The following is a 22,278-nucleotide window of genomic DNA, read 5'->3' on the forward strand; positions in this document are numbered from 1 at the left end:
GTGGTTCTTGTCTATTCTGGCCCCGATGGGGATAAGTTGCGCATGTTATGCGCAGATATGGAGAGAAAATTGGCGGAAACTGCCAAAACGCCATTGAGCGCCGTGGACCGCAAGATCCTGGGTGCGCTGCAGGAAGATGGCCGGATGACCATCCAGGCCATTGCCGACCGGGTGGGGCTGTCGGCATCGCCCTGCCTGCGCAGGATACGCCAGATGGAGCAGGCGGGGATTATTTCTGGATACAGCGCCAGCGTGGACCAGAAAGCGGTTGGCCTGCCGGTGTCGGTGTTCATTTCAATCAAGCTGGAACGGCAGCGGGCGGCAGAGCTGGATGCGTTCAGCGCGGCGATTGATCGCTGGCCCGAGGTGATGGAGTGCTATCTGATGACCGGGCAGTTCGATTTCCTGCTGCGCGTGGTGTGCGCGGATCTCCAAGCCTATGAGCAGTTTTTGCGCGAACGGCTGACCCAGATCGCCGGCGTCGCCTCGATCGAGAGCAGTTTTTCGCTGGGGCAGGTCAAGCAGTCGCGGGTGCTGCCGCTGTAGGACAGCACCCGCGCCTTTCTCGCTGAGGCCCCCCAGCCCGGCCCTCCCCACAAGGGGGAGGGAGCGACAGGGGAGTGCCTTGCGCGGGTTGATCAGAGGTCGACCTTGGCGTTTTCGCCCATATCGGGGGCGTCGCCGGTGACGGCGGCATAAGCCATCTTGGCCAGCGCGACAGCCTGATTGGGGCTGTCCCAGAGTTCGCCATCTTCGGGGATGACGGTGAGCAGGCGGATGGATGGATCGGTGGCATCGTCCCACCAGGCCTTGTCCCAGTCGCTCCATAGTTCGGTGATCTTGGCGCGGTCATTGCTCAGTTTGGCCTTGCCCGACACCACTGCATATTTGTGGCCACCATTATCGACCCAGGTCATGGAGACGAAGGGGTATTTGTCGACCTGTTCGTTCTTGTGGCCGGATTCATCGACCAGGAAATGCACGGCATGTTCGTCGCGACGCGGGCGGGCCGAGAGGGGACGGCTACGCTGGCGCTCACCATCCCAGGTGGTGAACATGCAGATGTCGATCTTGTCGGCGAGTTCCCAGATGCGGTCCTGCACCTCGGCGGGAGTTTTTTCATTGTCGTGATGGGGTTTGACCATTGTGGTGGCCTCCTTTGCTGTTGGGAGGCAAACGGTCGAGGCGGGCAGCGGTTGCGCGCGATATTTTTGCGTTTGGAGTGATCCAGCGCGCCGGGCGCGGGTTCAATCGAATGGCGATTGCAGATCGTCCCAAGCGGGCGCGGCTTCCTTGAGTGGATCGAAACCGGCATTGTCGGGCAGCAGGGTCTGGGGATCGGCGGACAGATTGCTCAGGCCCGCCGCGGCAATCCAGCCCAGGCCACGGATGAGGCACCATGTGTCCTCGCCGGGCGCGGGGGCAATGAAGCCAGCGGCTTCGCCGGTGCAATGCTCAATGGTGACGGTGGCGCCGGTGGGCGGGTGGCCGGTGATCTCGGCGCTCGCCTCGGGGCTGGCATGGGCCGATGGGGTGCCGCTGATCGTGGCGGTGCGGGCTGCATGCGCCGAAGTGGCGAGCAGCAGCAGGGTGGCGATGAGGGTGATCGGGCCGAGGCGCATGGCGGCATTTGCACTGCCATGAGGGTCAAAGGCAAGGCCCCCTCAACCGGCCGCTATGGGCGCGGTGAGGGCGGCTGCCATTTGTGTGGGCGTCAGCTGCGCTTGACGGGGCAGGTGGAGATGCCCAGCAGCATATAGAGCGGGCAGGTGCCGACAATGCCGGTGATCAGCGGCACCAGGCCAATCAGGGCCAACCAGCGCCAGCCGGCATCGGGGAAGACGAAGAAGGCGACAAGCAGCGCCAGTCCGACGACGACGCGCAGCACGCGATCGATAGTGCTTTCATTGGTCTTGAACATGGCGGCTCTCCTGTTGTGTTGGCACCAGCCTAGCAGAGCGGGGCGGCGGGGGATTTGATTTGGGACAAAGACCGCGGCGCGCTGGCACGCGCCAGGAACGGCACTCGCCAGGACGGCACGCACCAATAACGCCACGCGCGAAGGGGGCGCTGGCGGGACACGGGTTACGGGCGGCCGATGACTCGACCTGGAAAATAGTGTGGCTGGAGCCAAAGGGCCGCCCGTCACGAACCGGTTTTGTGCGAGGGGTGGTTCAGCCTGCGCCGGTATTTCAGACGCGACTGCCACTTGCCCCACTGGATGGCGCCCCATCCCCCGGCCCCTCCCGCCCAGCCCTGCGTGGGGACTGGTGACTGGCGGGAACCCCAACAGCGTGCCACAGGTGACCGGGGGCGGGGATAAGTTGGGCGCAAAAACCCCGGCGCGTGGCGCGGTGCCGGGGTTTTGTGCGGGTTTCAGGCGTGCATGGGGGGCGGGGCCGCGTCGGTCAGATGCGCATAGCGTTGCTCAAAGGCCTGACAGGCCACGATCAGCCGCGTCACCATCAGGGCAATATCGGCATTGGTGAGGGGATTGATCGGGTTGATCAGCCGGAAACTGGGCAGGCCGGGCTCGTGCCGATAGAGCTTGTTGGCGGCGCGCATCACGTCATTGAGGCTGCGCCGCCCGTTCTCGCCCAGCGTACCGGCGGGCTTGGCCACCCGCAGCAGATAGTTGAGCGCGGCGACTTCGCGCGCCAGGCGGGAATGGGCATGAATGGCACGGCGGCCCAGTCGGGGCAGGGGATCGGACATGGCTGGTTTCTCCAAAAAGGGGATGAAACCGGCAAGGATAGCAGCGGTGGACGGGGCGGGGATATGTTTGGGGGGCGGGTGCAGCGGAAGAAAACTCCGTTTTGTTGCTCTGGCGAGTCTCTGCGAACCCGCCGCGGCCCAGGGTGCCCTCGTCTAGCGGCGATTGGCTCAATTACCGGGCTGTACCAGCGTGGAATAGTGCTGTTGTATGCAGCTGAATTTGTGCTCAGTTGATATTCCGGAATACATTTGTAACTCTACGACGTAATATTTTTAGGTAAGTCGAACAAAATATGATCTGTACTCACTGCGGCAACGAAGTGCCGTCGCATAGACGGGATTGTCCAAGTTGTGGAGAGGACAACGGATTTCCAAACGTCCGGCTTAGTCAATTGCAACCAGAAGTTACAGCACTCGCAACAAGGTATGCTTCCGCACTCGTGTCTGCGGACGCGCGAGGTGCTAAGAGCATATTGCTCAGGTTTGAGGCGGCGGTCGCCACATCAAAAGTCGTCATTTCGCGCCCTCTAGGTATTATTCAGGGTTTGATCGACGATACGCGACAGAGCTATGTCAGCTTTCAAAAGCAGGTTAGTGCTGGACTTCGCAGTCCCGCCGACAACATATATGACCAAGTGCGTCAGCAGTATGAGAGTGCCTTATACCCGCACTTCTCCGGAGAGATTATATTCGGTTCTCTAACGCTAAGCGGTCGAGGCATCACGCCATATGGCCCGTATGCAATGGTTTTGAGAACTGAGATGATTAAACGCAGAACAACCGTGTTTGAGGAGAACCCTCATAAATTTATCTCCAAGCACCGGCTGCTTGGAAACGAGCCTCTCAGCGCGGGTTATCGCGCTGATTGGGAAGGCAGATCGCGGCTAGCTGCAACAAAGTTGCAACCCGACCTAACACCGAATACATCAGAAGAGGACTTTCCTGGGATCCTTCAGAAGGATGTCGGAGACACAGGCGAAGGCGATTTCATTGAGGCACATATCTACGGCAGCATCAATCGAAACGCGATTGAAAGCGTTGTCGGACCAAAGCCAAAGGTTAGGGCTGATCGTATTATTTGGGACGCTGTTGTCCAGCGTCTCAATAATGCCGGAATAGAAGCGCGAACGATATGATTGAAGCTTACATCTCAGGCCAAGCTGCTAGGGTGGCCTTTGTCCAAGGCGATGAATTTAGCTACATTGACGCGGACAATCCCAAGTATGAAGTCAAGATATTGGCTCATCAGCTAGCTTACGTTTTTGCGGATGCAACGGATGTCGAGCGGGTTTTATTAAGGCGGAAAGAAGATTCCTATACACCGTTGCTTCAGCGATACAACATTGACCGGGCGTTGCACATGGTTGATGTTGCGTTGGATCGAGAGCTAAGCGAAGAGTTGCGGCATGCAGCAGCTGAAACATTTGTTGAGCTCACTGAGGACAATACCGTTCTCGTTGCTGTTAAGAACGTTCTATATGCGCGCCCGATATCTTCAGATCACATAGACGCTGCCCGGGCCGATACGTTATCTAGTATACACAGTTTCAATGATCTTCTCACTGATCTGACGCAGTCCAGAGTTTTGTCGCATAAGGTTGTGGCATCCTTTGAGCGCGCGTCAAAGAATATGGAGAAAGACACAAAATCTCAGATTTGGGCGACGGCCGTATATGCAGGGCTCTTTAGAGAGCTTGTTCTGGCAGGGATTGATGCTGTCAAAATTAATGCAGCAGTTTTTCACTGCTACACAGTTCTGTCTAAGTTTCCAAACGGCAGGGGCTTCGTGAAGGAGTGGGTCAGGGACTTGACCGTTCCGCTTGATAGATCCGCTATGGTCAACACTCCAGAGCCTGATATCCGTCGCGGACCTGAGCACGTGCAATGGTCCGCCAGGGTAGCCTCTCCTCATGAGATGTATTCGGCAGTGCTTGGACGACAAGATTCAATATTGGAGCACCTTCGTGCTGGTGATGTAGGTCAAGCGCGCCACTTCGCAGACCAATTGGTTCAATGGCAGTTGCATAACTCCGACAGTTCGTTTGCCTCTATGTCCTTGTCAAAGCTTGCATCGGAGGCTCGACGTCTCAAGCAGAGATCGGTGGAGTTGGAGTGGGCAAAAAGCGCAATAGAGTTGAACCCGGTCGACGCCATCGCGGTGTCGTTGCTGGCTGATACATATCTTGACCTGTTCCGTCTCCGCGAAGCTGAAGAGTCATTCCGAAATGCAATTGCTTTGGGGCAGCGTGAGTTCGGTCGTGTAGGTGTGGCGCGGACTTGGCGAGCGGCGGGAAAGCTAGAAGAAGCCTACAATGAGCTCCTTGAAATTGTGGCAGAATTTCAGGACAGCGACAGTATATTTCACGGCTGGATGATTGCGGCTGAGATAGCAAGAGAGCGCGGCGAGCCCGTCGAGGCATTGCGGCTTTATGAGGACGCACTTGTTGCATTTCCTGGAGAAGCGCAGCTTTGGTATGGAAAGGGGTCGGCGTTGCGAGATTTGCGTGAAACCGAGGCCGCGGCAGAATGGCTGACGCGAACGGTTCGCACCTTTCCTCAAGACCCCACTCCGTTGTGTATTCTAGCTGAGGTCTATCGAGATGCGGGCCGATACAATCAGTCTCTGGACACATACAAAGTAGCTAGGAGTTCCTTTCCGCAGTCTGCCGTTGTCCGAAGCGGTATGGCTGAGGTCTTGATCAAGATGGGTCAGGTTGAAGAGGCCCTCAGAATCTATTCTGAGGCAAAGCGTGATTTCCCAAATGAGTCGGTGATTTTCTGCGGATACGCTGAATGCCTGAGGAATAAGGGTGACCTTGAGATGTCTTTGGTGGCATATGAAGAAGCTGTATCTCGATTTCCTTTGGACTTAACTTCGAGAGGTGGTCGGGCAAATGTCCTAAAGGTTATGGGACGCCACCAAGATGCCATAAACGCCTACGATCTTAACATTCGGGACTTTCCATTTGACTTGGTTTCGATGTCAAATCGAGCCAACTTGTTGCGTTTGCTGGGCAGGTATACAGACGCAGTGGACGCTTATGATCTGCTGCTTGAACGGAGACCCGATTATCTCCGTGCTAGGTACGCTAAGGCGGCTATCCTCGCGGCTTCGGGGGATTTTTCTGCTGCGTTTGAGTTACTGCCCAATACACAGCCAGTTACGGACGATGATTGGTTCGCGTATCACGTTCGTGGAATGCTCAATTTGCGGATGAATGAGATTGGTGAGGCCACTCGGATATTTGCGTGGGGGAAAGAGCAGGCGCCGTTTGGTCGGCGGGAGCAGTTTGATCGATCATGGGCTGTAGCAAGGATGAGGGAAAAGGATTTTTCCGTCGCAGCGCGTCACTTGCAGCACAATGGTGATACCTTAGAGTTGCTCCTAAGGGCGCGGTGCTTATTTGAGTTGGGCGAGCTTAAGCAGGCAGGCCTCATATTGGAGGCGGCAAATGACAATAGTTATCCTACTGTCGTTCTATATAGAGACGAATTGAAACGCCTTGTGTCGGGATTCTCACCAACCTTACCTGCTAATCAACTTTCAGACGCAGAGGCCGAACTGTTGCTCCAAGCTGCCTAGAATTCATAAAGTAGCAATCTAGTTCACCTCGCCTTCCAGCGTATCCAGCTCCATCTCCCGCAACCGTTTGACTTCGTCGCGGAGCCGCGCGGCCTTTTCGAATTCCAGATTGGTCGCGGCTTCGCGCATCTGGGCTTCCATGTCCTTGATGACGGCGGCGAGGTTGGCGCCGACATGGGTGACTTCCTTGCCGTCCTTGCCCTTGCCAATGGAGATGGTGACGTGGTCGCGCTCATCGACGCTGTCGACAATGTCGTGAATATTGGAGCGCACCGACTGGGGCGTGATGCCGTGTTCGGTGTTGTAGGCGATCTGCTTTTCGCGGCGGCGGCTGGTTTCGGCCAAAGCGCGTTCCATCGAGCCGGTGATCTTGTCGGCATAGAGCACGACCTTGCCATCGACGTTACGCGCGGCGCGGCCAATGGTCTGGATGAGGGAGGTTTCTGAGCGCAGGAAGCCTTCCTTGTCAGCATCCAGAATGGCGACGAAGCCGCATTCGGGAATGTCGAGGCCTTCGCGCAGCAGGTTGATGCCCACCAGCACGTCGAAGGCGCCCAGACGCAGATCGCGAATGATCTCGATGCGCTCGATGGTGTCGACATCGGAGTGCATGTAGCGCACGCGAATGCCCTGCTCGTGCAGATATTCGGTGAGATCCTCTGCCATCTTCTTGGTCAGGACGGTGAGCAGGGTGCGGTAGCCGGCCTTGTTGACCTGGCGGATTTCATCGACCACGTCATCGACCTGGGCCTTGGCGGGGCGGATTTCGACCGGGGGATCGATCAGCCCGGTGGGGCGAATGACCTGTTCGGCAAACACGCCACCGGTCTGCTCCATTTCCCAGCTGCCGGGGGTGGCCGAGACATAGACCGATTGCGGCCGCATGGCGTTCCACTCTTCAAAGCGCAGCGGGCGATTGTCCATGCAGCTGGGCAGGCGGAAGCCATATTCGGCCAGGGTGGCCTTGCGGCGCAGATCGCCGCGATACATGGCGCCGAGCTGGCCGATGGTGACGTGGCTTTCGTCGACGAACACCAGGGCATTGTCGGGCAGGTATTCAAACAGGGTTGGTGGTGGCTCGCCCGGCTTGCGGCCCGAGAAGTAGCGCGAATAGTTCTCGATGCCGGCGCAGGAGCCGGTGGCTTCCATCATTTCGAGATCGAACAGTGTGCGCTGTTCAAGCCGCTGGGCCTCGAGGAAACGGCCACCGCCATTGAGCTCCTGCAGCCGGGCATTGAGCTCGGCGCGGATCAGCTTGATGGCCTGGTTCATGGTGGTGCGCGGCGTCACGTGGTGGGAATTGGCGAAGACGCGAATGAAGGTGAGATCGGCGCTCTTCTTGCCGGTCAGGGGATCGAATTCGGTAATCGACTCGATCTCGTTGCCGAACAGGGACACGCGCCAGGCCGCCGCTTCATAGTGGGCCGGGAAGATTTCGACGGTATCGCCGCGCACGCGGAAGGTGCCGCGCACGAAGCCGGTATCGCCGCGCTTGTATTGCAGGGCCACCAGCTTGGCGAGCAACTCGCGCTGGTCGATCTTCTCGCCCTTCTGCACGTCGATGGTCATGGCGGTGTAGTCTTCGACCGAGCCAATGCCGTAAATGCACGAGACCGAGGAGACGATGATGACGTCATTGCGCTCGAGGATCGCGCGCGTGGCCGAGTGGCGCATGCGGTCGATCTGCTCGTTAATGGTGGATTCCTTCTCGATATAGGTATCGGTGCGCGGGACGTAGGCCTCGGGCTGGTAGTAGTCGTAATAGGATACGAAATACTCGACCGCATTGTCGGGAAAGAAGGATTTGAACTCGCCATAGAGCTGGGCGGCCAGGGTCTTGTTGGGCGCCAGGATCAGGGCGGGGCGATTGGTGCGGGCGATGACCTGGGCGGCGGTGAAGGTCTTGCCCGAGCCGGTGACGCCGAGCAGCACCTGATCGGTCTCGCCATTGTTAACGCCCTCGACCAGTTCGGCAATGGCGGTGGGCTGATCGCCGCGCGGCTCATAGGGGGTGACCATGCGGAAGGGCTGGCCGCCGCGCTTGAGCCTGGACTCGGCCTTGTGCGGCACCCAGGGAGAGCTGCCTTCGACTTCCTTGCGGCCATGCAGGATGATCTGTTCAAGCGCCTTGACGGTGGCGGTAACGCCTACGGCGGCGCCCTCGACGGTCCTGGAGGACCCCGATTTGGACTTGGCGCTAGACAGGGCGGAGCGCAGCTTGCCCTCGATTTCGGGATCGCCACTGGCCGAGACGCCCGAGGAGGGAACGTGGCCAAAGCCGGCCTGGGGGGCCTCGCCCATGCCCTCGAAATCGACGCGGTCGACGGAATTGATCTTGGTTTTAGACGATTTGGCGGCCATGCCGGTGACGGTGTCATGGCTGGATTTGGTAGTGCGGCGCTTTTCCAGCGCGGTCTTCTTTTTGGCGGCGTCCTTAAGCGCCTTTTCGGCATCCAGACGCACCTGCTCGGCATCGGCGGCGACCTTCTGGTCGGCCCGATCCAGCGCGCGCTTATTGCGCATGCGCTCGGCATAGAGCGGCTTGGAAGCCGCGATATCCTCGGCCTTCTCGATCTCGCCGAGGAAGTCGTCGATGGAGAAGTCAGCTTTGCCGGGGCGGGCGGATTTATCGGCCATAGAAGAAAACACCGTGCGTTAGCTCTGTCGCGCTGCCGGAAACCGGGGCTTCCGCCTGTCAGGCGCGCTCAAGGGGAGGCGATTAACATGGGGAACGATGCGCACAGATGCAATGTTCCCCGCAGACTATCGCGTCTCCACCACGGAAGAAACAGGGGCTGCTGACAGGGCGTGGCAGTAGCGGGTGACCCAAAGCGGGGCATGCTGCGTAACAGGTTGAACGCTCAGCAATTTCGAGAAGACCGATGAGCCGCGACAATCAACGTATTGCCACTGTGCTGACCCTGGCGGGGATCACGCCGATCTGGATTCTGCTGGCGCTGCGCCCGCTGGTTTTTGTCGACACGCTGGCCTTTGCGGCGCTGGGTTATGGCGCGGTGATCGCCAGCTTTGTGTGCGGCGTGCATTGGGGCCTGTTCATGGCCCGCTATCGGGTGATGCCATTCAATCTGCTGGTGACCAGCAATGTCGGGGCACTGGCGGCCTGGGCCATGCTGCTGCTGGGACAGGTATCGCTGCCGACCGGGTTTGTCGGGCTGGCCCTGGTGCTGGCGGGATTGCTGGCGCTGGATTGGCGACTGGTGCAGCGCGGCGGGATTGCGCCCTGGTTCTGGCGTCTGCGCTGGATGGCGACTGCCGGGCTAGGGCTGGGATTATTGGTTTGGGGAATAAGCATATGAGCCGGATTGCGATTATCGGGGCCGGTATTGGCGGGCTGACGCTGGGGCAGGCGCTGGCCAGCCAGCATGATGTGGTGGTGTTCGAGAAGGGCCGCGGCGTGGGCGGGCGCATGGCGACGCGCTATGCTGATGGCTTCGCCTTTGACCACGGTGCACAGTATTTTACGGTACGCGATCCGCGTTTTGCGGCACTGGTGCAGCCCTTGATTGCGAGCGGTGCGGTGGCGCCGTGGGAGGGCAAGATCGCCCGCATTGCCGGCGATGGGATGATGAGCACGGCGGACCCGCACGATATCCATTATGTCGGCATGCCCAATATGAACAGTCTGGCCAAGGCGCTGGCGGCCAATGTCAGCGTGCGCACCGGGGTGGACGTGGCGCCGCTGGGTGCGCGGCAGGGCGAAGGCTGGGTGCTCAGCGATATTGATGGGGTGGCGCTGGGCGTATTTGACTGGGTGATTTCAACCACGACGCCGCATCAGACGGTCGCGCTGTTTGCCGATCATGCGCCCGCCGATGGTCCACTGCGCCGTGCGACCATGCTGCCATGTTATGCGCTGATGCTGGGGTTCGGTCGGGCAATCGAGCGGCCATGGGTCTTGGCGCGTGTTGCTGATAGCGCCATTGAGCTGGTGGCGCTCAATTCGAGCAAGCCCGGCCGTGACGCCAGCAAGGGCACGCTGGTGGCGCATTCCACCAGCGCCTGGGCAGCGGCCCATCTGGGGGATGATCCGGCCGATATCCAGACGGCGCTGGAGCGAGCGGTGGCCGCCGCAATCTGGTTGGACCCGGCGACAGCGCGCTTCCGCACCGCGCACCGGTGGAAATCGGCACGGCTGCGCCAGGACAATAGTGAGCCGCCCTTTGTCGACCGCGCGCGCGGCCTGGCGGCCAGCGGGGACTGGACGACAGGCAGCCGGGTGGAGAATGTGGTGCTCAGCGCGCTGGATCTGGCGGCTGCAATCGGGGCCTCAAAATAGCGCCTCAAAGTAACTCTGGGGTTGGTGAGGCCGCCTCCAGATCGCCTATGTAGTCCTACTGATTTCCTTTTCCGCCAAAAGCATACTGACTGTTCCCGGCCTGTTTAGAAGCTGGAGGTGGGGCAGTGACGGCGACACGAGACGCTCTGAAATCTGACAATTACGCGGATCGAATTGGCAAGATATTGCCTGCAGAGCTGACGGCAACCTATCTACCGCTGCGCGTGCTGGCGGAGACGATGAGTGTCTCTGCATATTACCTGTTTTCTCTGGCGCTGATCCTCGCGGCTTTCTTCTTTTTCCTGGCGCGGCACCTCATCAAACTCGCCACGCTGAGAAACCGGACACTTTATTGTCTGACGTTTCTCGTCTGGGTCGTCGCCATCGATACCGAAAGGCTGGTTCTGGAGGTGTTTCAGGCACCTGTCGGCAACGTCAGCAACCTGATGTTCCTGGTATCTGGTCTGGGCACCGTGTGGAGTTTTGCGGTGCCCTACATGATGGAGGAGCGGTCGTGAAACCGTCGATGATGTTGGTGGCAATACTGATCGCTTTAATGGCTAGCCTGCAGCCCAGTTTTGCGCGGTGCACAGGTCCCGAAGACTACAGGCAAGCCGAAGTTCTAAGGGAAACTGCGTTCCTGCGAACAGGGTTTGGTACGCTTGCGCTCCGGTATTACTCGGATCGTGTGTTGTCATTGCAGGGTGGCGGGTGTTTCGACGTCTCCAAGTTCAGGTTCAGCGGCTTGCGGTTTGAGTTAAATTCAACTGCTCATGACGGGCCAGCCTATTTTGCTGCCGCCGTGACGCGCACATTTCCAAGTAAGAGCACAGATGGTGGTGGACACGAGCTGAAGGTTCGGCGCAACGCCAGCAGCGCCGACCGTTCAGATAAGTGGCTTCGGGTCACCGATGGGGAAGAGCAGACAGAGGCAGGCATCCAGCTGAACGGGAGTGAGTTCAGCGTCTTGCGGTCATCTTGGGATGCAGTGGTGCTCGACGAGGTTTCCGACTTGCGCGAAGCGGATCTGACGGACCTTCCCGGGGTCGGTTCGTGGCATGCGGTGTTGGGTGTGCTTGATGGGCGACGCTCTGCCCAAGTGAACATCCCCGTGGTGGCAAACACCCGGATCGGCATAAACGAGCTGATCAGGGATATTGATAGTCTGGTGGGTGAGCAGGGAGGACCGACATACACCAAGGTCTATCTGCACAAATTTCTGACATCGCCGCATCCCAGCCTGAATACGCCAATCCTGCAGCCGGGCATCGCCGAGTGCATGTATATTACGTTCGGCATTGGCGGGCTGCCTGACATGAGCCTATCTGACAGTCTGACGACCATAGTATTGAAGCTGGACGACGTGGATTGCTAGCTGGCGGATCCGGTGGGCGCTCATCTAACGCAGTGCCCTGAGCGCATTGAGGATGACGGCGACGTCGATGACCTCCTGCAGCAGCGCGCCTTGCACGGGTGGCAGATAGCCCAGGGCGGCGGCAATCATGGCTGCAAGGGACAGGCCCAGGCCGACAACAACGCTTTCAAGCGCGATGCGGCGGGTGCGTTTGGCGATGGTGACGGCCTTGGCCAGCGGGGCCAGGGCGTCGACCAGCAGGACGATGCCAGCGGCTTCCGAAGAGGCGGCGGCGCCGCGGGCACCCATGGCGACGCCCACATCGGCAAGGGCCAGAGCGGGCGCGTCATTGATGCCGTCACCGACCATCATAACCTTGGCATTATTGGCTTTTTCGCGCCGCAGAATGGCGACCTTGTCTTCGGGGTGCAGACCGCCGACGGAAAAATCAACGCCAAGATCGGTGCCGACGGCCTGGGCGATGTCGTCGCGATCGCCCGAAGCCAGAATGATGCGGGTGAGACCGGCAGCGCGCAGGGCGTCAAGGGATTGGCGCGCGTCGGGGCGAATGCGGTCCTGCAGGACAATCAGGCCAAAGGGTCGGCCATCTACGGCAATGGCAACCGTCATCGCATCAACGGGCAGATCGGTGGTCAGCGGGTCAAAGCTACCGCCGGTCAACTGGGCGATGACATAGCTGCGGCTGCCCACGGCTGTGGTGCGATCGTCGATCTGACCGTGCAGACCTTCGCCGGCGGTTTCAACGACATTGGTGGGCGGCGAGAGGGTGAGTTTGCGGGCGGCGGCAGCCTGTAGCAGAGCGGCGGCGACGACGTGGCCGGAGGCCTGATCGAGGCTGGCGGCGCGGCGCAGCACATCGTCTTGGGTGATGCCGGGCATGGGGCGGATTTCGGTGACTTCGGCCTGCCCGCCGGTGAGGGTGCCGGTCTTGTCGAGCACGGCGGTACGCACATCGGCCAGCGCTTCGAGCATGCCGCCATTCTTGACCAGAACGCCGATGCGGGCGGTGCGCGACATGCCCGAAATGATGGCGACGGGTACAGCCAAGATGAGCGGGCAGGGCGTGGCAACGACCAGCACGGCAAGGGCACGGAGATGGTCGCCGCTAAAGGCCCAGGCCGCGCCGGCCAAGATAACGGTGAGCAGCAGGAAGCCCATGGCGTATCGGTCGGCCATGCGGGCCATGGGCGCCTTGCTGGACTGGGCTGCCTCAACCAGGCGGACAATACCGGCATAGGTGCTTTCGGCCGCGGGGCGGCTGGCAACCAGATCAAAGGGCGCGCCGATCAGGGTCGAGCCGCTGAGGGCTTCTGCGCCATCGGCCAAGTGGACGGGAATGGATTCGCCGGTGAGCGCGGACATGTCGAGTTCGGCCTGTTCGGCGGCGACATGACCATCCACCGGCAGGACTTCGCCGTGGCGGATCAGCAGCCGATCGCCGGGACTGATGGCGGTGATGTCGATTTCATGCAGCCTGGTGCCGTCATAGCGCATGGCGGTGCGGGCGACGCGACCGAGCAGGGCGGTCATTTCCTGGCGGGCGCGGCCAGCAGCAAAGGTTTCGAGCAACTGGCCGCCCGAATACATCAGCGCAACCACATTGCCGGCCAGCGGCTCGCCAAAGGCCAGGGCCGCAGACATGGACAGGGCCGCCACGACATCGAGGCCGACATCGCCGCGGCGCAGCGTGATGATGATCTGCCAGAGCAGACCTGCCAGAACAGGGGTCGTGCCCAGGGTCCATGCAAGGTCGGCATTGGTGCCAAAGCCGGTAAACCAGAGCGCGGTGCCGATGCTCAGTCCCGTCAGCGCGATGGCGAGCAGAACGGTGTCATAATGCTGGCGGAGCAGATGTGTCAGACGCGAAATGGGTCCATCTCCTGTGGCGCGGACGGGCGTTATCGGAGCAGACTAGCATGGTGGTGAAGCGCGTTATGTGACTTGAATCAAGCAAGGCGCACAGGGCGAAAAGATGCGGGCGATGTGCCCGCATCGCGATTGCGGCGTCAGTGACGCGCGGGCATCCAGACGATCCAGGCGAAGATCAGTACGCCCAGGAAGGTGACCATGGAGCTGGCGGCAACGATGGGTTCAACCGCGGGATTGCCCGAGAGCAGCAGATAGAGCGAGATGCCCATGACGATGACGCCGGCAGTGTAGATGAAGAACTGGATTACAGGCAGGCGACCGACCGCCTTGGCCGGGTTCAGGGCAAAATAGCCGCCGAACAGGGCGCTGGTAACCCAGCCGAGCAGGTTGATATGGGCATGGGCACCGGCAACGGCATGGTTGCCGCTGATCGACATGTGCAGGCCCAGTGCAATGCCGGCAATCAGAAACACGATCGCGGCGCGGAAAAAATACTCGGATATGCGTGGCATTTGGTCCCCCCAAAGCTGCGGGTGCGCCCGTGTCCCTCACGGATGCTGGCCCGTTGCGTTGGCGAGATTATGCCTCAATTTCCCTTGTGACCAGCGGGTTGCTCATGCGGCTGGAACCGCCTTGCGACGGGGTGCCAGGAACAGGGTTTCGAGCAGGGCCAGCAGGCAGATGGCGATCACTGCGGCGGTGGTGCTGAGCACGACGCGCTGAATAATCACCTCGAAGGCGTCGCGATTGGTGAAGCTGGACATCACGATGATGGCGGTGACCGAGCAGGCGAACTGATAGGTGACTGCCGAGCGCGCGCCATCGAACATCCTGGCGGTGAAGTAGAGCGTCATCAGCGTCATGGCGGCGACCAGCATGGGCCAGTGCGGCATGAAGCGATAGGCAAGCAGAACGACGATGGCCACGGCGGCGCCGATCAGCGTGGCCGAAATGCGGGCGACAGCTTCGCGACGGCGCATGGTGTGGTCGGTCTGGCCGAGCACATAGGCCACCATGACGGGCATGATGATCAGATTGGTGTCGGCGGTGGCATAGCAATAGAGCAGGACCGGGGCAAAGATGGCGGTGCGCAAGGCCAGATCCAGCAGGGGCCTGTCGGTCTGGTGCGGATCGGTCAGCGGCACATGGATATGGGTGGTGCGCGGCGGAAAGATCAGATTGAGCACGATGATGATGACTGCCAGCATGGCGCCGGACATGGCCATGCTGTCGCGCATGGCGATGAGCATCTGATCGCTGGTGACGGCGGCAATCGACAGCACGGCGGGGATCAGGATGACGATGACGCCGCCCAGACTGCCGCGAAACACCATCAGGGCCAGACCCAGCGCGCTGAAGGCGATGAACATGGCGGTGAACAGCAAGGGCTCGCCCACCGTTGCGGCGGCCAGCCAGCTGATGATCCAGGCCAGGACCGGAATGATCAATGGCAGGGCGGCGCGCTTGAGATCAAAGGCGCCGCGCTGACCCGAGAGCAGGGCCAGGGCAAAGGCGGCGGGCAGCATGGGCACGGACACACCCATGGGTTCGGCCAGCACCACGGCCAGGCCGACGCCGAGCGCGGTGCGCACGGCGAAATTGGGATCCTGACGGCGATCTACTTTGGTGAGCTGTTCCATTGGCGGTGCCTCAGTTCAGGCCAGCAAGCCAGGATTTGACCTGCATCAGGCCCTTGGCAATGGTGGCGGTCAGCCCCGTGGTGCCATCGGCATAGATGGTGATGCTGGCTTCCGAGCCGAGGCGCAGATTGGTGGGCAGGGTTTCGTCATCAAGGGTGATGCGCACGGGGATCTTGCGGGCAGGGGGGAACCAGCGGGTGTCGTTGCTGGACTGGGCCAGCCCGCCGACGCTGTTGCGACCGGCACTGATGCCCCAGGCGATGGATTCGACCCTGCCGTCGAAGATCTGGCCGGGGGCCGCTTCGAAGATCACCTGGACGGGATCGCCGGGTTCGACATTGACCAGTTGGTTCTCGCGGAAATCGCCGATCAGCGCCTGGGTGCTGGGATCGATGAAGGTCATGGCTGCCTGACCGGCAGCAGCGAACTGGCCGGTGGCCAGCGAAAGATTGGTGATGTAGCCATCCACGGGGGCCAGCACGGTGGTGTTGTCGAGCGCGAAGCGGGCCTTTTCGACGGCGGCGGTGGCGCTGCGCAGTTGCGGGTTGGCTTCGCCGGATGGGCCGGCCTGCGCCTTGGCGCGGGCGAGATCGGCCTGGGCTGCATTGATGGCGGCCTGGGCGCTGTCGTAATCGGCATTGGCCTGATCGAACTTGGCGCTGGCAATGGTGCCCTTGGCGAACAGCTCGATGGCGCGGTCGCGGGCCTGGGTGGCGCTGGTGGCCTGCACCTTGATGCGCTCAAGCTGGGCCTCGGCAGCGGCCACCGCTGCATCGGTGGCGCCAAGGCTCTGCAGCACCTGATCATGCTGAGCCTGGGCCTGGGCCAGATCCATCTGGAAGGTGGTGTCATCAATGGTGAAGAGGGGCTGGCCGGCGTCGACACGGGCATTGTCCTGCACCAGAACGGCGCTGACCGGGCCGGAAATGCGGGGCGAGATCTGGGTGACCAGCGCGGTGATGGAGGCGCCGCTGGCAAAAGGAGTGCTGCGGTCGGCCATGGGATACCAGATGGCCAGGCCTGCCAGAATCGCCACCACGACCAGACCGGCCCGGGCCGCAGGATTGCCGGTTCTGGCGGTCGGCTGGGCCGGGGTCGGGGCTTGCTTGGGCAGGGCGGGAACGGTTGGTTCGGCGGTCATATCGGTCATCGGGGCGCCTGTGCAGAATGAATTGGTCGGCCGCATATAGCGCTGTTGATATAACTCTACAATAGAGCTATATGGTTTTAGAGTGAAAAATTCGTGAGCTGGAGAGACAGCGTGACCGAGCAACGGGCGATCGAGACGAGCACCAGTGACCTGATGCAGAAGCTGCTGCTGGAAGTGCAGCGATTCGACCGCATGACGGCGGACGAAATCGGCATCAATGCCACTGACCTGTTGTGTCTGGTGTGGGTGGAGCGGGCCGAGCAGCCGGTTTCAGCCAAGGCGCTGTCGGGGTTTCTGGGGATTTCCACCGGCTCGACAACGGCGCTGATCGACCGGCTGGAAAAGCGCAAGCTGCTCAAGCGGGCGCGACACCCCACCGATCGTCGCGGCATTACCCTGCAGCCCGGTCCGGCGGTGGCGCGGCCCGAGATCGTGGCGGTGCGTGCGCAATACCGCAATCTGATGACACAGGCCTGGTCCGGGTTTAGCGAGGCCGAGTTGCTGGTGGTGCAGCGCTTCCTGCTGGCAACCATCGCGGCGATGGGCGAACAGATTGGCGCCGATACTGTGCCGTCTGCAAGGGCGCAAGATGAATGAGCCTTGCCAAGGCCACAGTTTCCTGTGATAAAGCCATACGTTTTCAGCCTAAGTCGGCTGCCCTGATACCGGTTCTGCCGGTCGTGGCTACCCTCTCTCTCGTGCGAACGTGCTATCCGGCCGGCATGCTGCCACCGGACAACTGCTCGTCCGCATGCGACACGAGCCTACTATCAGGATACAAATCTATGTCCACCATCACCGGTACCGTCAAGTTCTTCAATGCAACCAAGGGCTTCGGCTTTATTTCGCCTGAAGATGGCGGCAAGGACGCCTTCGTTCACGTTTCCGCTGTTCAGCGTTCGGGCCTGCAGGGCCTGTATGAAAACGACAAGGTGACCTACGAGCTCGAAACCGGCCGCGACGGCAAGGTCTCGGCTACGAACCTGACCCTGCTCTAGTTCTTACTAGACAGTCCCGAAGGCTACCGTGATGTTGAAAACACGGTAGCCTTTGGTTTGTCTGGAAGCAGAAACGCCGCCCTTGGGGGCGGCGTTTTGCGTTTGAAGGGGCTTTTCAGACTGCCGCCCAAACAAAAGGCGCCCACCGGAGTGGACGCCCTTGCTGCATGGGATGTTGGAGGCGCTTAGCGGATACGCACCGAGACGATGTAATCATCGAAGTCACCCAGCGAGGAGGCGCTGGTGGCATAGGTGCGGCAGTTGCGATAGCTGGTGTCAGAACATACCTGAACACTCAGACCATCGGGGTTCTCGATCGAGGAGATGCGGTCGGCCCAGCTGCCCAGATTGCGGCTGCCCTGGCCTTCTTCGAGGCAGAAGCTCTGACCGCGATAGCGGCTGTATTCAAAAAAGCAGACTTCGCCATAGGTTGGTTCGACCACTACGGGGGGACGTTCAGGGCGCTGTGGCGTCTGGCTGCCGCCAACACCGAAATTGACGGTGGGGCCATCGGGGCCGATCTGGAAGCCGAACGAAATGCCGGGCTGGGTCGGATTGACCGTGCCGCCGCTGCCGGTGGTCAGGTAGTTGGCCGAAACCCAGCCATCGGGGCCGGATTTTTCAATGTAGCACCACGAGCCACGGCACTGCTGCACATCGACGCGCTCGCCGCGGCGTGCGGTATCGACAACGCTGTAATTTGTACCAGGACCGGAGCGGACATTGACATTGGTGGTCACCGTGCCGGGCGCGGCATTGGCGGCGGGCAGGAAGACCACAAGGGCTGTCGTCGCGACGGCGACACCAGTGGCAATATTGAGCAGCATCTTGCGTGTATGTCGGTTCATTTCGGTGCCTCCGCAGTGCGCCCCACCGGTTCCCGTCATCGGGTTAACGCAGGCGGGCGCCACATTAGTATTTGCTTAAGAAACGGTGGGGGGAAGATAAAAGTTCCCCGCCGGGTGAATTCGTCGAATCCGTGTCGGGACTTAGCGCTGTTGCCAAGGCACGACCCGACCCGGCCGATGGACCCTAATGACCACAGGCTAGCTGAACGCTGGCTGAACGGAATTTACGTCTTGGTAAGACTTAACTGTTGATCGGGCGCTTGCTGCCGTCTTCGCCCAGCGAGACATAGACAAAGCGACCATCGGTGACCTTGACCCGCTCATCGAGGCGATTGCGGCGGGCCCAGGCTTCGATCCCCACGGTGATGGAGGTAGTGCCGACACGCTCGATGGTGGTGTAGACGCACAGCACGTCGCCGACCTTGACCGGTGCGATGAAGGTCATGCCTTCGACGGCAACGGTGACAACGCGGCCCTTGGAGCGTTCGACCGCTGCGATCGCACCGGCAATATCCATCTGGCTCATCACCCAACCGCCGAAAATGTCACCGGCCGGATTGGTATCGCCGGGCATGGCCAGGGTGCGGATGGTCAGGGCGCCAAGGGGCTCCTCATTCGAAGCGGTCAGGCTGGTCACGTCGCAGGTCCTTTCGCTGGCCAACGGCCGATGGCCTCTTCCCAATGCTTGCGGCACAGCGAGATATAGACCGATTTTTCGATGGAGACCTGATCGCCCTGATCCAGAACGCGGCCGTCTGCGCTTTGACGCGCGACCATGGTGGCCTTGGCGCCGCATTCGCAGATGGTGCGAATTTCCCGCAAGACGTCGGCAATGGCAAGCAATTGCAGGGAGCCGGGGAACAGCTTGCCCTGAAAATCGGTGCGCAGGCCAAAGCACATGACGGGGATCTTCAGCCGGTCGCTGACGCGGGCGAGTTGCCAGACCTGATCGGCGGTGAGGAACTGGGCCTCATCGACAAAGACGCAATCGACCTTGCCCACCTCAAGCTGCTCGCGAATGTCCTGATAAAGGTCGTCTTCTGCCGAATAGAGTTCGGCTGGCTCGGAAATGCCGATGCGCGAGGAAATCAGACCAATGCCGTTCTCGACGTAGAGCGAGGACGTATAGAGCAGCGGTCGCATGCCGCGCTCACGGTAGTTGTACGCCGCCTGCAGCAGCAAGGTGGACTTGCCGGCATTCATTGCGGCATAGGAGAAATACAGCTTGGCCATTGCGGGCAGGGTTCTCGCAGGTTGCGGCGTTGTCTGCCTAGGCAATAGACTGTGGCCGCGTGCGCTAGAAGCGCCGAGGCCAAACATCAACAGTTCATTGCGAGGCGAGAATGCCCGAAATCTCCATTCGCCCCGCGCAGGCGCGCGACGCCGAGGCGCTCAAAGATCTGCTGCACCGGTCCTGGCGTACGCATTGGGGCCCCCATGTCAGCGCCCCATCAAGAGAGCGGTTCGAACGCGAACTGCCAGCGAATGACTATGTGGATGAGTTCGTGTCGCACATGCAGGTGGCGGTGCGTGGTCATGACATCGTTGGCATGTACCATCTCGAAGGCGATTATCTGCACGCCATCCATGTCGCTGCCGATCAGATCGGCAGCGGGGTAGGCCGAGTGCTGATGGCAGCAGCCGAGGAGGGCGGCGCCCGCCGGCTCGAGGTGCGGGCTTTCAACGCGCGCGCGCGTCAGTTTTATGCTGCGCGTGGCTGGCAGGAGGTCGATCGGGCGGACGCAACGGAGATGGGCACTCCGGTCGTTACCATTAACATGGCGCGGCCCCAGGCAAAAAAAAGGCCGCCACAGGGGCGGCCCAAACCGATCTGATCGGCACAGAGAGCTGGGGTTGGCGGCCACACTCTCCAAAAGGCCGGGCGCGACGTTGGGGAACGTGGGGCGCGGCACGTCCGGGCCTATGGGGATAGAGCCGGGACACTTGTCAGGCTATTGGGCACGCATGACGGGCGTATGACGGCCATGTTCAGCTGGGGTTCAGCCGGGCAAAACCATTATGGGGACGGACCCATGGAATTGAGGAGATCAATTATGGTGCGAAACATGTTCGGCGTTGCGGCCAGCCTGATGATGTTGGCCAGTAGCGCGGGGGCGGCCCATGCATCGCCCAATGGCGTGTGGGAGCTGGAGTCGCGCGATACCCGTATCCAGCTAGCGCTGTGTGGAGACGGCACGCAGCTCTGTGGCACCTTGGTCTGGTTGTCTGATGTCGACTATAACGAGCAGTACAAACCGTTTCTCAATGCCCCGGTGGCCAATGGGATCAAGCAGACAAGTCCCAATCGCTGGAAGGGCGCCATGCAGTTGTTCGGTTACAAGATGACGGGCACGATCACCCAGCGCAGCGAAACGCAGATGACCTTGCAGGGCTGTGCATTCCTGGTGGTCTGCAAGAGCTATGAAATGTTCAAGTACAGCGAATGATGACAGCTCGGGGGTTTCGTTGCCTGGCGGCGATCGGTGTTGCCAGTCTGCTCAGTGTCCCGACGGCGCTGGCGGCCTCGCCAGTGGGCATCTGGGAAATCGAGATGCGGGATTCCCGCTATAGCGTGGAATTGTGCGGGGCAGCGGGCACTGCGCTGTGCGGCACGCTGATCTGGCTGGGGAATGGGGCCGACAGTCCGGACAATCTGCCCTATCTCAATACGTTGATGATCGACCACGCGCCGCAGACGGGCCCCAATACATGGAAGGGCGACCTGCATATTTACGGGCAGTCGGCAGCCGGGACGATCACCCAGGTCAGCGAAGATCAGATCACGCTGCGTGGCTGCGTGTTCGGCATTATCTGCAAGACCTACCAGATGTACCGGATGGCCGATTAGCGCCGGTTAGTTGGTATTGCGCGGGATGTGCATGCGGCGGCGCTCCCAGAGCGGGGGCAGGGCCTCGACTGCCAGAATGGCGGCAAAGATCAGCGCGGCACCGGCATAACCGATGACCGGCAGGCGCTCGCCCAGGATCAGCGCACCGCCCAGTGCAGCAAACAGGCTCTCGGCAGACAGGATGATGGCGGCATTGGCGGGTGGCACATATTGCTGGCCGATGGCCTGGAAGGTGAAGGCCACAGCCGTTGAGAGAATGCCGGTATAGACCAGTTCCATCCACCCGGCCTGGATGTCGGCGAGATTGGGCTGCTCGAATACAAAGGCCAACGCCACCCCAATGCATCCGGCGATCAGGAAACTGATGGCGGACACGAAAATGGGCAGGCCGGTCGCACGGGCGGTCAGCCCGAGCAGGATCACATGCAGCGCCCAGAATACTGCACCAATCACCATCAGGCCATCGCCGCCATTGAAGCTGTCCAGGCCACCGCCATTGAGGAAATAGATGCCCAGCAATGCCATGGGCACGCAGACATAGATGATGGCGTGGGGGCGGGTGCGGAACAGCACAAAGCCCAGAAAGGGCACGAAGAAAACATAGAGCCCGGTGAGGAAGCCCGCATTGGTGACGGTGGTGTAGATCAGCCCGACCTGCTGGAGCGCCGAGCCCAGGAAGAACACCAGGCTGACGCCGATGATCAGCCACCAGTGTTGTGCATTGAGCGGTTCAACGCGCTTGCTGCGACCGCGTTCAAACAGCAGCGCCACGGGCAGCACAGCCAGGCCGCCAATGATGTAGCGCAGACCCGAAAAGGTCAGCGGCCCCATGGAGTCCATGGCTGACTTCTGGGCGATGAATGCCAGACCCCACAAAATGGTGCAGGTGAGCAGGAACAGGGTGGCGACGGGGCGGGACATGGGTTGGCTTTGTGTCTGGAGTTTTTTGAAGGTC

General features: G+C 60.8%; 25 protein-coding genes. 12 read left to right on the top strand and 13 right to left on the bottom strand.

Going from position 1 to position 22,278, the window contains the following annotated elements:
* Positions 1 to 69: 69 nt before the first annotated feature.
* Positions 70 to 546, top strand: coding sequence for an Lrp/AsnC family transcriptional regulator (locus KD146_RS03335; RefSeq protein ID WP_282558793.1), 477 nt, complete (start codon positions 70 to 72; stop codon positions 544 to 546).
* Between the two features lie 92 nt (positions 547 to 638).
* Here KD146_RS03335 and KD146_RS03340 read toward each other — a convergent pair whose 3' ends face one another.
* From KD146_RS03340 to KD146_RS03355, 4 genes are all read right to left on the bottom strand, one after another.
* Entirely contained in the window at positions 639 to 1,145 is a 507-nt protein-coding gene (locus KD146_RS03340) for a pyridoxamine 5'-phosphate oxidase family protein (protein WP_212657326.1), read from the bottom strand.
* Between the two features lie 102 nt (positions 1,146 to 1,247).
* Entirely contained in the window at positions 1,248 to 1,622 is a 375-nt protein-coding gene (locus KD146_RS03345; protein ID WP_212657327.1) for a hypothetical protein, read from the bottom strand.
* Positions 1,623 to 1,714: 92 nt separating this feature from the next.
* A complete protein-coding gene (locus KD146_RS03350) occupies positions 1,715 to 1,921 on the bottom strand; it encodes a YgaP family membrane protein (RefSeq protein WP_212657328.1) in 207 nt (68 codons plus the stop codon).
* Between the two features lie 455 nt (positions 1,922 to 2,376).
* Entirely contained in the window at positions 2,377 to 2,715 is a 339-nt protein-coding gene (locus KD146_RS03355; RefSeq protein ID WP_212657329.1) for a hypothetical protein, read from the bottom strand.
* Between the two features lie 473 nt (positions 2,716 to 3,188).
* Between KD146_RS03355 and KD146_RS03360 the strand changes: the two genes are divergently transcribed.
* Both KD146_RS03360 and KD146_RS03365 read left to right on the top strand, forming a co-directional pair.
* Positions 3,189 to 3,851 (top strand): hypothetical protein, encoded by a 663-nt coding sequence (locus KD146_RS03360; RefSeq protein ID WP_212657330.1) that lies wholly within the window; start codon positions 3,189 to 3,191, stop codon positions 3,849 to 3,851.
* Complete coding sequence (locus KD146_RS03365; RefSeq protein ID WP_212657331.1) at positions 3,848 to 6,298, top strand: tetratricopeptide repeat protein; 2,451 nt, start codon at positions 3,848 to 3,850, stop codon at positions 6,296 to 6,298. The genes KD146_RS03360 and KD146_RS03365 overlap by 4 nt, the downstream gene beginning before the upstream one ends.
* Before the next feature lie 18 nt (positions 6,299 to 6,316).
* Here the strand turns inward: KD146_RS03365 and uvrB are convergent, their stop codons facing one another.
* Positions 6,317 to 8,659: an excinuclease ABC subunit UvrB gene (gene uvrB, locus KD146_RS03370; protein WP_427857077.1), complete on the bottom strand. Its 2,343-nt coding sequence runs from the start codon at positions 8,657 to 8,659 to the stop codon at positions 6,317 to 6,319.
* A 521-nt stretch (positions 8,660 to 9,180) separates the two neighbouring features.
* On the opposite strand from uvrB, the gene KD146_RS03375 reads away from it, so the two are divergent.
* From KD146_RS03375 to KD146_RS03390, 4 genes are all read left to right on the top strand, one after another.
* Positions 9,181 to 9,615 (top strand): DUF3429 domain-containing protein, encoded by a 435-nt coding sequence (locus KD146_RS03375; RefSeq protein WP_212657333.1) that lies wholly within the window; start codon positions 9,181 to 9,183, stop codon positions 9,613 to 9,615.
* The gene (locus KD146_RS03380; RefSeq protein ID WP_212657334.1) at positions 9,612 to 10,595 is read left to right on the top strand and encodes an NAD(P)/FAD-dependent oxidoreductase; all 984 of its coding nucleotides are present in this window, start codon (positions 9,612 to 9,614) and stop codon (positions 10,593 to 10,595) included. The genes KD146_RS03375 and KD146_RS03380 overlap by 4 nt, the downstream gene beginning before the upstream one ends.
* 125 nt (positions 10,596 to 10,720) lie before the next feature.
* Positions 10,721 to 11,113, top strand: a complete 393-nt coding sequence (locus tag KD146_RS03385; RefSeq protein ID WP_212657335.1) for a hypothetical protein — start codon at positions 10,721 to 10,723, stop codon at positions 11,111 to 11,113.
* The gene (locus KD146_RS03390) at positions 11,110 to 11,970 is read left to right on the top strand and encodes a hypothetical protein (protein WP_212657336.1); all 861 of its coding nucleotides are present in this window, start codon (positions 11,110 to 11,112) and stop codon (positions 11,968 to 11,970) included. The genes KD146_RS03385 and KD146_RS03390 overlap by 4 nt, the downstream gene beginning before the upstream one ends.
* Positions 11,971 to 11,994: 24 nt before the next feature.
* On the opposite strand, the gene KD146_RS03395 is transcribed toward KD146_RS03390, so the two are convergent.
* The 4 genes from KD146_RS03395 to KD146_RS03410 form a co-directional block, all read right to left on the bottom strand.
* A complete protein-coding gene (locus tag KD146_RS03395; protein ID WP_427857078.1) occupies positions 11,995 to 13,872 on the bottom strand; it encodes a heavy metal translocating P-type ATPase in 1,878 nt (625 codons plus the stop codon).
* 104 nt (positions 13,873 to 13,976) lie between these two features.
* On the bottom strand, positions 13,977 to 14,351 hold the full coding sequence (locus tag KD146_RS03400) for a hypothetical protein (protein ID WP_212657337.1): 375 nt from the start codon (positions 14,349 to 14,351) through the stop codon (positions 13,977 to 13,979).
* A gap of 102 nt (positions 14,352 to 14,453) precedes the next feature.
* Complete coding sequence (locus KD146_RS03405) at positions 14,454 to 15,479, bottom strand: FUSC family protein (protein WP_212657338.1); 1,026 nt, start codon at positions 15,477 to 15,479, stop codon at positions 14,454 to 14,456.
* A gap of 10 nt (positions 15,480 to 15,489) precedes the next feature.
* Positions 15,490 to 16,629: an HlyD family secretion protein gene (locus KD146_RS03410; RefSeq protein ID WP_212657339.1), complete on the bottom strand. Its 1,140-nt coding sequence runs from the start codon at positions 16,627 to 16,629 to the stop codon at positions 15,490 to 15,492.
* A gap of 111 nt (positions 16,630 to 16,740) precedes the next feature.
* Between KD146_RS03410 and KD146_RS03415 the strand changes: the two genes are divergently transcribed.
* Together KD146_RS03415 and KD146_RS03420 are read left to right on the top strand one after the other, a co-directional pair.
* The gene (locus tag KD146_RS03415; RefSeq protein WP_212657340.1) at positions 16,741 to 17,226 is read left to right on the top strand and encodes a MarR family winged helix-turn-helix transcriptional regulator; all 486 of its coding nucleotides are present in this window, start codon (positions 16,741 to 16,743) and stop codon (positions 17,224 to 17,226) included.
* Positions 17,227 to 17,414: 188 nt separating this feature from the next.
* Positions 17,415 to 17,627: a cold-shock protein gene (locus KD146_RS03420; protein ID WP_137152574.1), complete on the top strand. Its 213-nt coding sequence runs from the start codon at positions 17,415 to 17,417 to the stop codon at positions 17,625 to 17,627.
* Positions 17,628 to 17,812: 185 nt separating this feature from the next.
* Here KD146_RS03420 and KD146_RS03425 read toward each other — a convergent pair whose 3' ends face one another.
* The 3 genes from KD146_RS03425 to KD146_RS03435 all read right to left on the bottom strand — a co-directional run bounded on the left by KD146_RS03425 (position 17,813) and on the right by KD146_RS03435 (position 19,708).
* The gene (locus KD146_RS03425; RefSeq protein WP_212657341.1) at positions 17,813 to 18,475 is read right to left on the bottom strand and encodes an SH3 domain-containing protein; all 663 of its coding nucleotides are present in this window, start codon (positions 18,473 to 18,475) and stop codon (positions 17,813 to 17,815) included.
* A gap of 241 nt (positions 18,476 to 18,716) precedes the next feature.
* A complete protein-coding gene (locus tag KD146_RS03430; protein WP_212659094.1) occupies positions 18,717 to 19,049 on the bottom strand; it encodes an acyl-CoA thioesterase in 333 nt (110 codons plus the stop codon).
* Between the two features lie 59 nt (positions 19,050 to 19,108).
* Positions 19,109 to 19,708, bottom strand: a complete 600-nt coding sequence (locus KD146_RS03435; protein WP_212657342.1) for a thymidine kinase — start codon at positions 19,706 to 19,708, stop codon at positions 19,109 to 19,111.
* Between the two features lie 110 nt (positions 19,709 to 19,818).
* On the opposite strand from KD146_RS03435, the gene KD146_RS03440 reads away from it, so the two are divergent.
* From KD146_RS03440 to KD146_RS03450, 3 genes are all read left to right on the top strand, one after another.
* The gene (locus KD146_RS03440; protein ID WP_212657343.1) at positions 19,819 to 20,310 is read left to right on the top strand and encodes a GNAT family N-acetyltransferase; all 492 of its coding nucleotides are present in this window, start codon (positions 19,819 to 19,821) and stop codon (positions 20,308 to 20,310) included.
* 219 nt (positions 20,311 to 20,529) lie between these two features.
* Entirely contained in the window at positions 20,530 to 20,922 is a 393-nt protein-coding gene (locus KD146_RS03445) for a DUF2147 domain-containing protein (protein WP_212657344.1), read from the top strand.
* On the top strand, positions 20,919 to 21,323 hold the full coding sequence (locus KD146_RS03450) for a DUF2147 domain-containing protein (RefSeq protein ID WP_212657345.1): 405 nt from the start codon (positions 20,919 to 20,921) through the stop codon (positions 21,321 to 21,323). Before KD146_RS03445 ends, KD146_RS03450 begins: the two co-directional genes overlap by 4 nt.
* A 6-nt stretch (positions 21,324 to 21,329) precedes the next feature.
* Here KD146_RS03450 and KD146_RS03455 read toward each other — a convergent pair whose 3' ends face one another.
* Positions 21,330 to 22,244: a DMT family transporter gene (locus KD146_RS03455; RefSeq protein ID WP_212657346.1), complete on the bottom strand. Its 915-nt coding sequence runs from the start codon at positions 22,242 to 22,244 to the stop codon at positions 21,330 to 21,332.
* Between the last annotated feature and the right edge of the window lie 34 nt (positions 22,245 to 22,278).

Origin of the sequence: Devosia litorisediminis, assembly GCF_018334155.1 — a bacterium.
In the GTDB taxonomy this organism is placed as follows: Bacteria; Pseudomonadota; Alphaproteobacteria; order Rhizobiales; family Devosiaceae; genus Devosia; species Devosia litorisediminis.

Coding starts and splice junctions, on each gene's coding strand:
- KD146_RS03455 (WP_212657346.1), bottom strand. CDS start 22,244: ATGTCCCGCCCCGTCGCCACCCTGTTCCTGCTCACCTGCACCATTTTG.
- KD146_RS03410 (WP_212657339.1), bottom strand. CDS start 16,629: ATGACCGATATGACCGCCGAACCAACCGTTCCCGCCCTGCCCAAGCAA.
- KD146_RS03450 (WP_212657345.1), top strand. CDS start 20,919: ATGATGACAGCTCGGGGGTTTCGTTGCCTGGCGGCGATCGGTGTTGCC.
- KD146_RS03345 (WP_212657327.1), bottom strand. CDS start 1,622: ATGCGCCTCGGCCCGATCACCCTCATCGCCACCCTGCTGCTGCTCGCC.
- KD146_RS03350 (WP_212657328.1), bottom strand. CDS start 1,921: ATGTTCAAGACCAATGAAAGCACTATCGATCGCGTGCTGCGCGTCGTC.
- KD146_RS03420 (WP_137152574.1), top strand. CDS start 17,415: ATGTCCACCATCACCGGTACCGTCAAGTTCTTCAATGCAACCAAGGGC.
- KD146_RS03380 (WP_212657334.1), top strand. CDS start 9,612: ATGAGCCGGATTGCGATTATCGGGGCCGGTATTGGCGGGCTGACGCTG.
- KD146_RS03440 (WP_212657343.1), top strand. CDS start 19,819: ATGCCCGAAATCTCCATTCGCCCCGCGCAGGCGCGCGACGCCGAGGCG.
- KD146_RS03340 (WP_212657326.1), bottom strand. CDS start 1,145: ATGGTCAAACCCCATCACGACAATGAAAAAACTCCCGCCGAGGTGCAG.
- KD146_RS03430 (WP_212659094.1), bottom strand. CDS start 19,049: ATGCCCGGCGATACCAATCCGGCCGGTGACATTTTCGGCGGTTGGGTG.
- KD146_RS03375 (WP_212657333.1), top strand. CDS start 9,181: ATGAGCCGCGACAATCAACGTATTGCCACTGTGCTGACCCTGGCGGGG.
- KD146_RS03445 (WP_212657344.1), top strand. CDS start 20,530: ATGGTGCGAAACATGTTCGGCGTTGCGGCCAGCCTGATGATGTTGGCC.
- KD146_RS03365 (WP_212657331.1), top strand. CDS start 3,848: ATGATTGAAGCTTACATCTCAGGCCAAGCTGCTAGGGTGGCCTTTGTC.
- KD146_RS03425 (WP_212657341.1), bottom strand. CDS start 18,475: ATGAACCGACATACACGCAAGATGCTGCTCAATATTGCCACTGGTGTC.
- KD146_RS03355 (WP_212657329.1), bottom strand. CDS start 2,715: ATGTCCGATCCCCTGCCCCGACTGGGCCGCCGTGCCATTCATGCCCAT.
- KD146_RS03405 (WP_212657338.1), bottom strand. CDS start 15,479: ATGGAACAGCTCACCAAAGTAGATCGCCGTCAGGATCCCAATTTCGCC.
- KD146_RS03435 (WP_212657342.1), bottom strand. CDS start 19,708: ATGGCCAAGCTGTATTTCTCCTATGCCGCAATGAATGCCGGCAAGTCC.
- KD146_RS03400 (WP_212657337.1), bottom strand. CDS start 14,351: ATGCCACGCATATCCGAGTATTTTTTCCGCGCCGCGATCGTGTTTCTG.
- uvrB (WP_427857077.1), bottom strand. CDS start 8,659: ATGGCCGCCAAATCGTCTAAAACCAAGATCAATTCCGTCGACCGCGTC.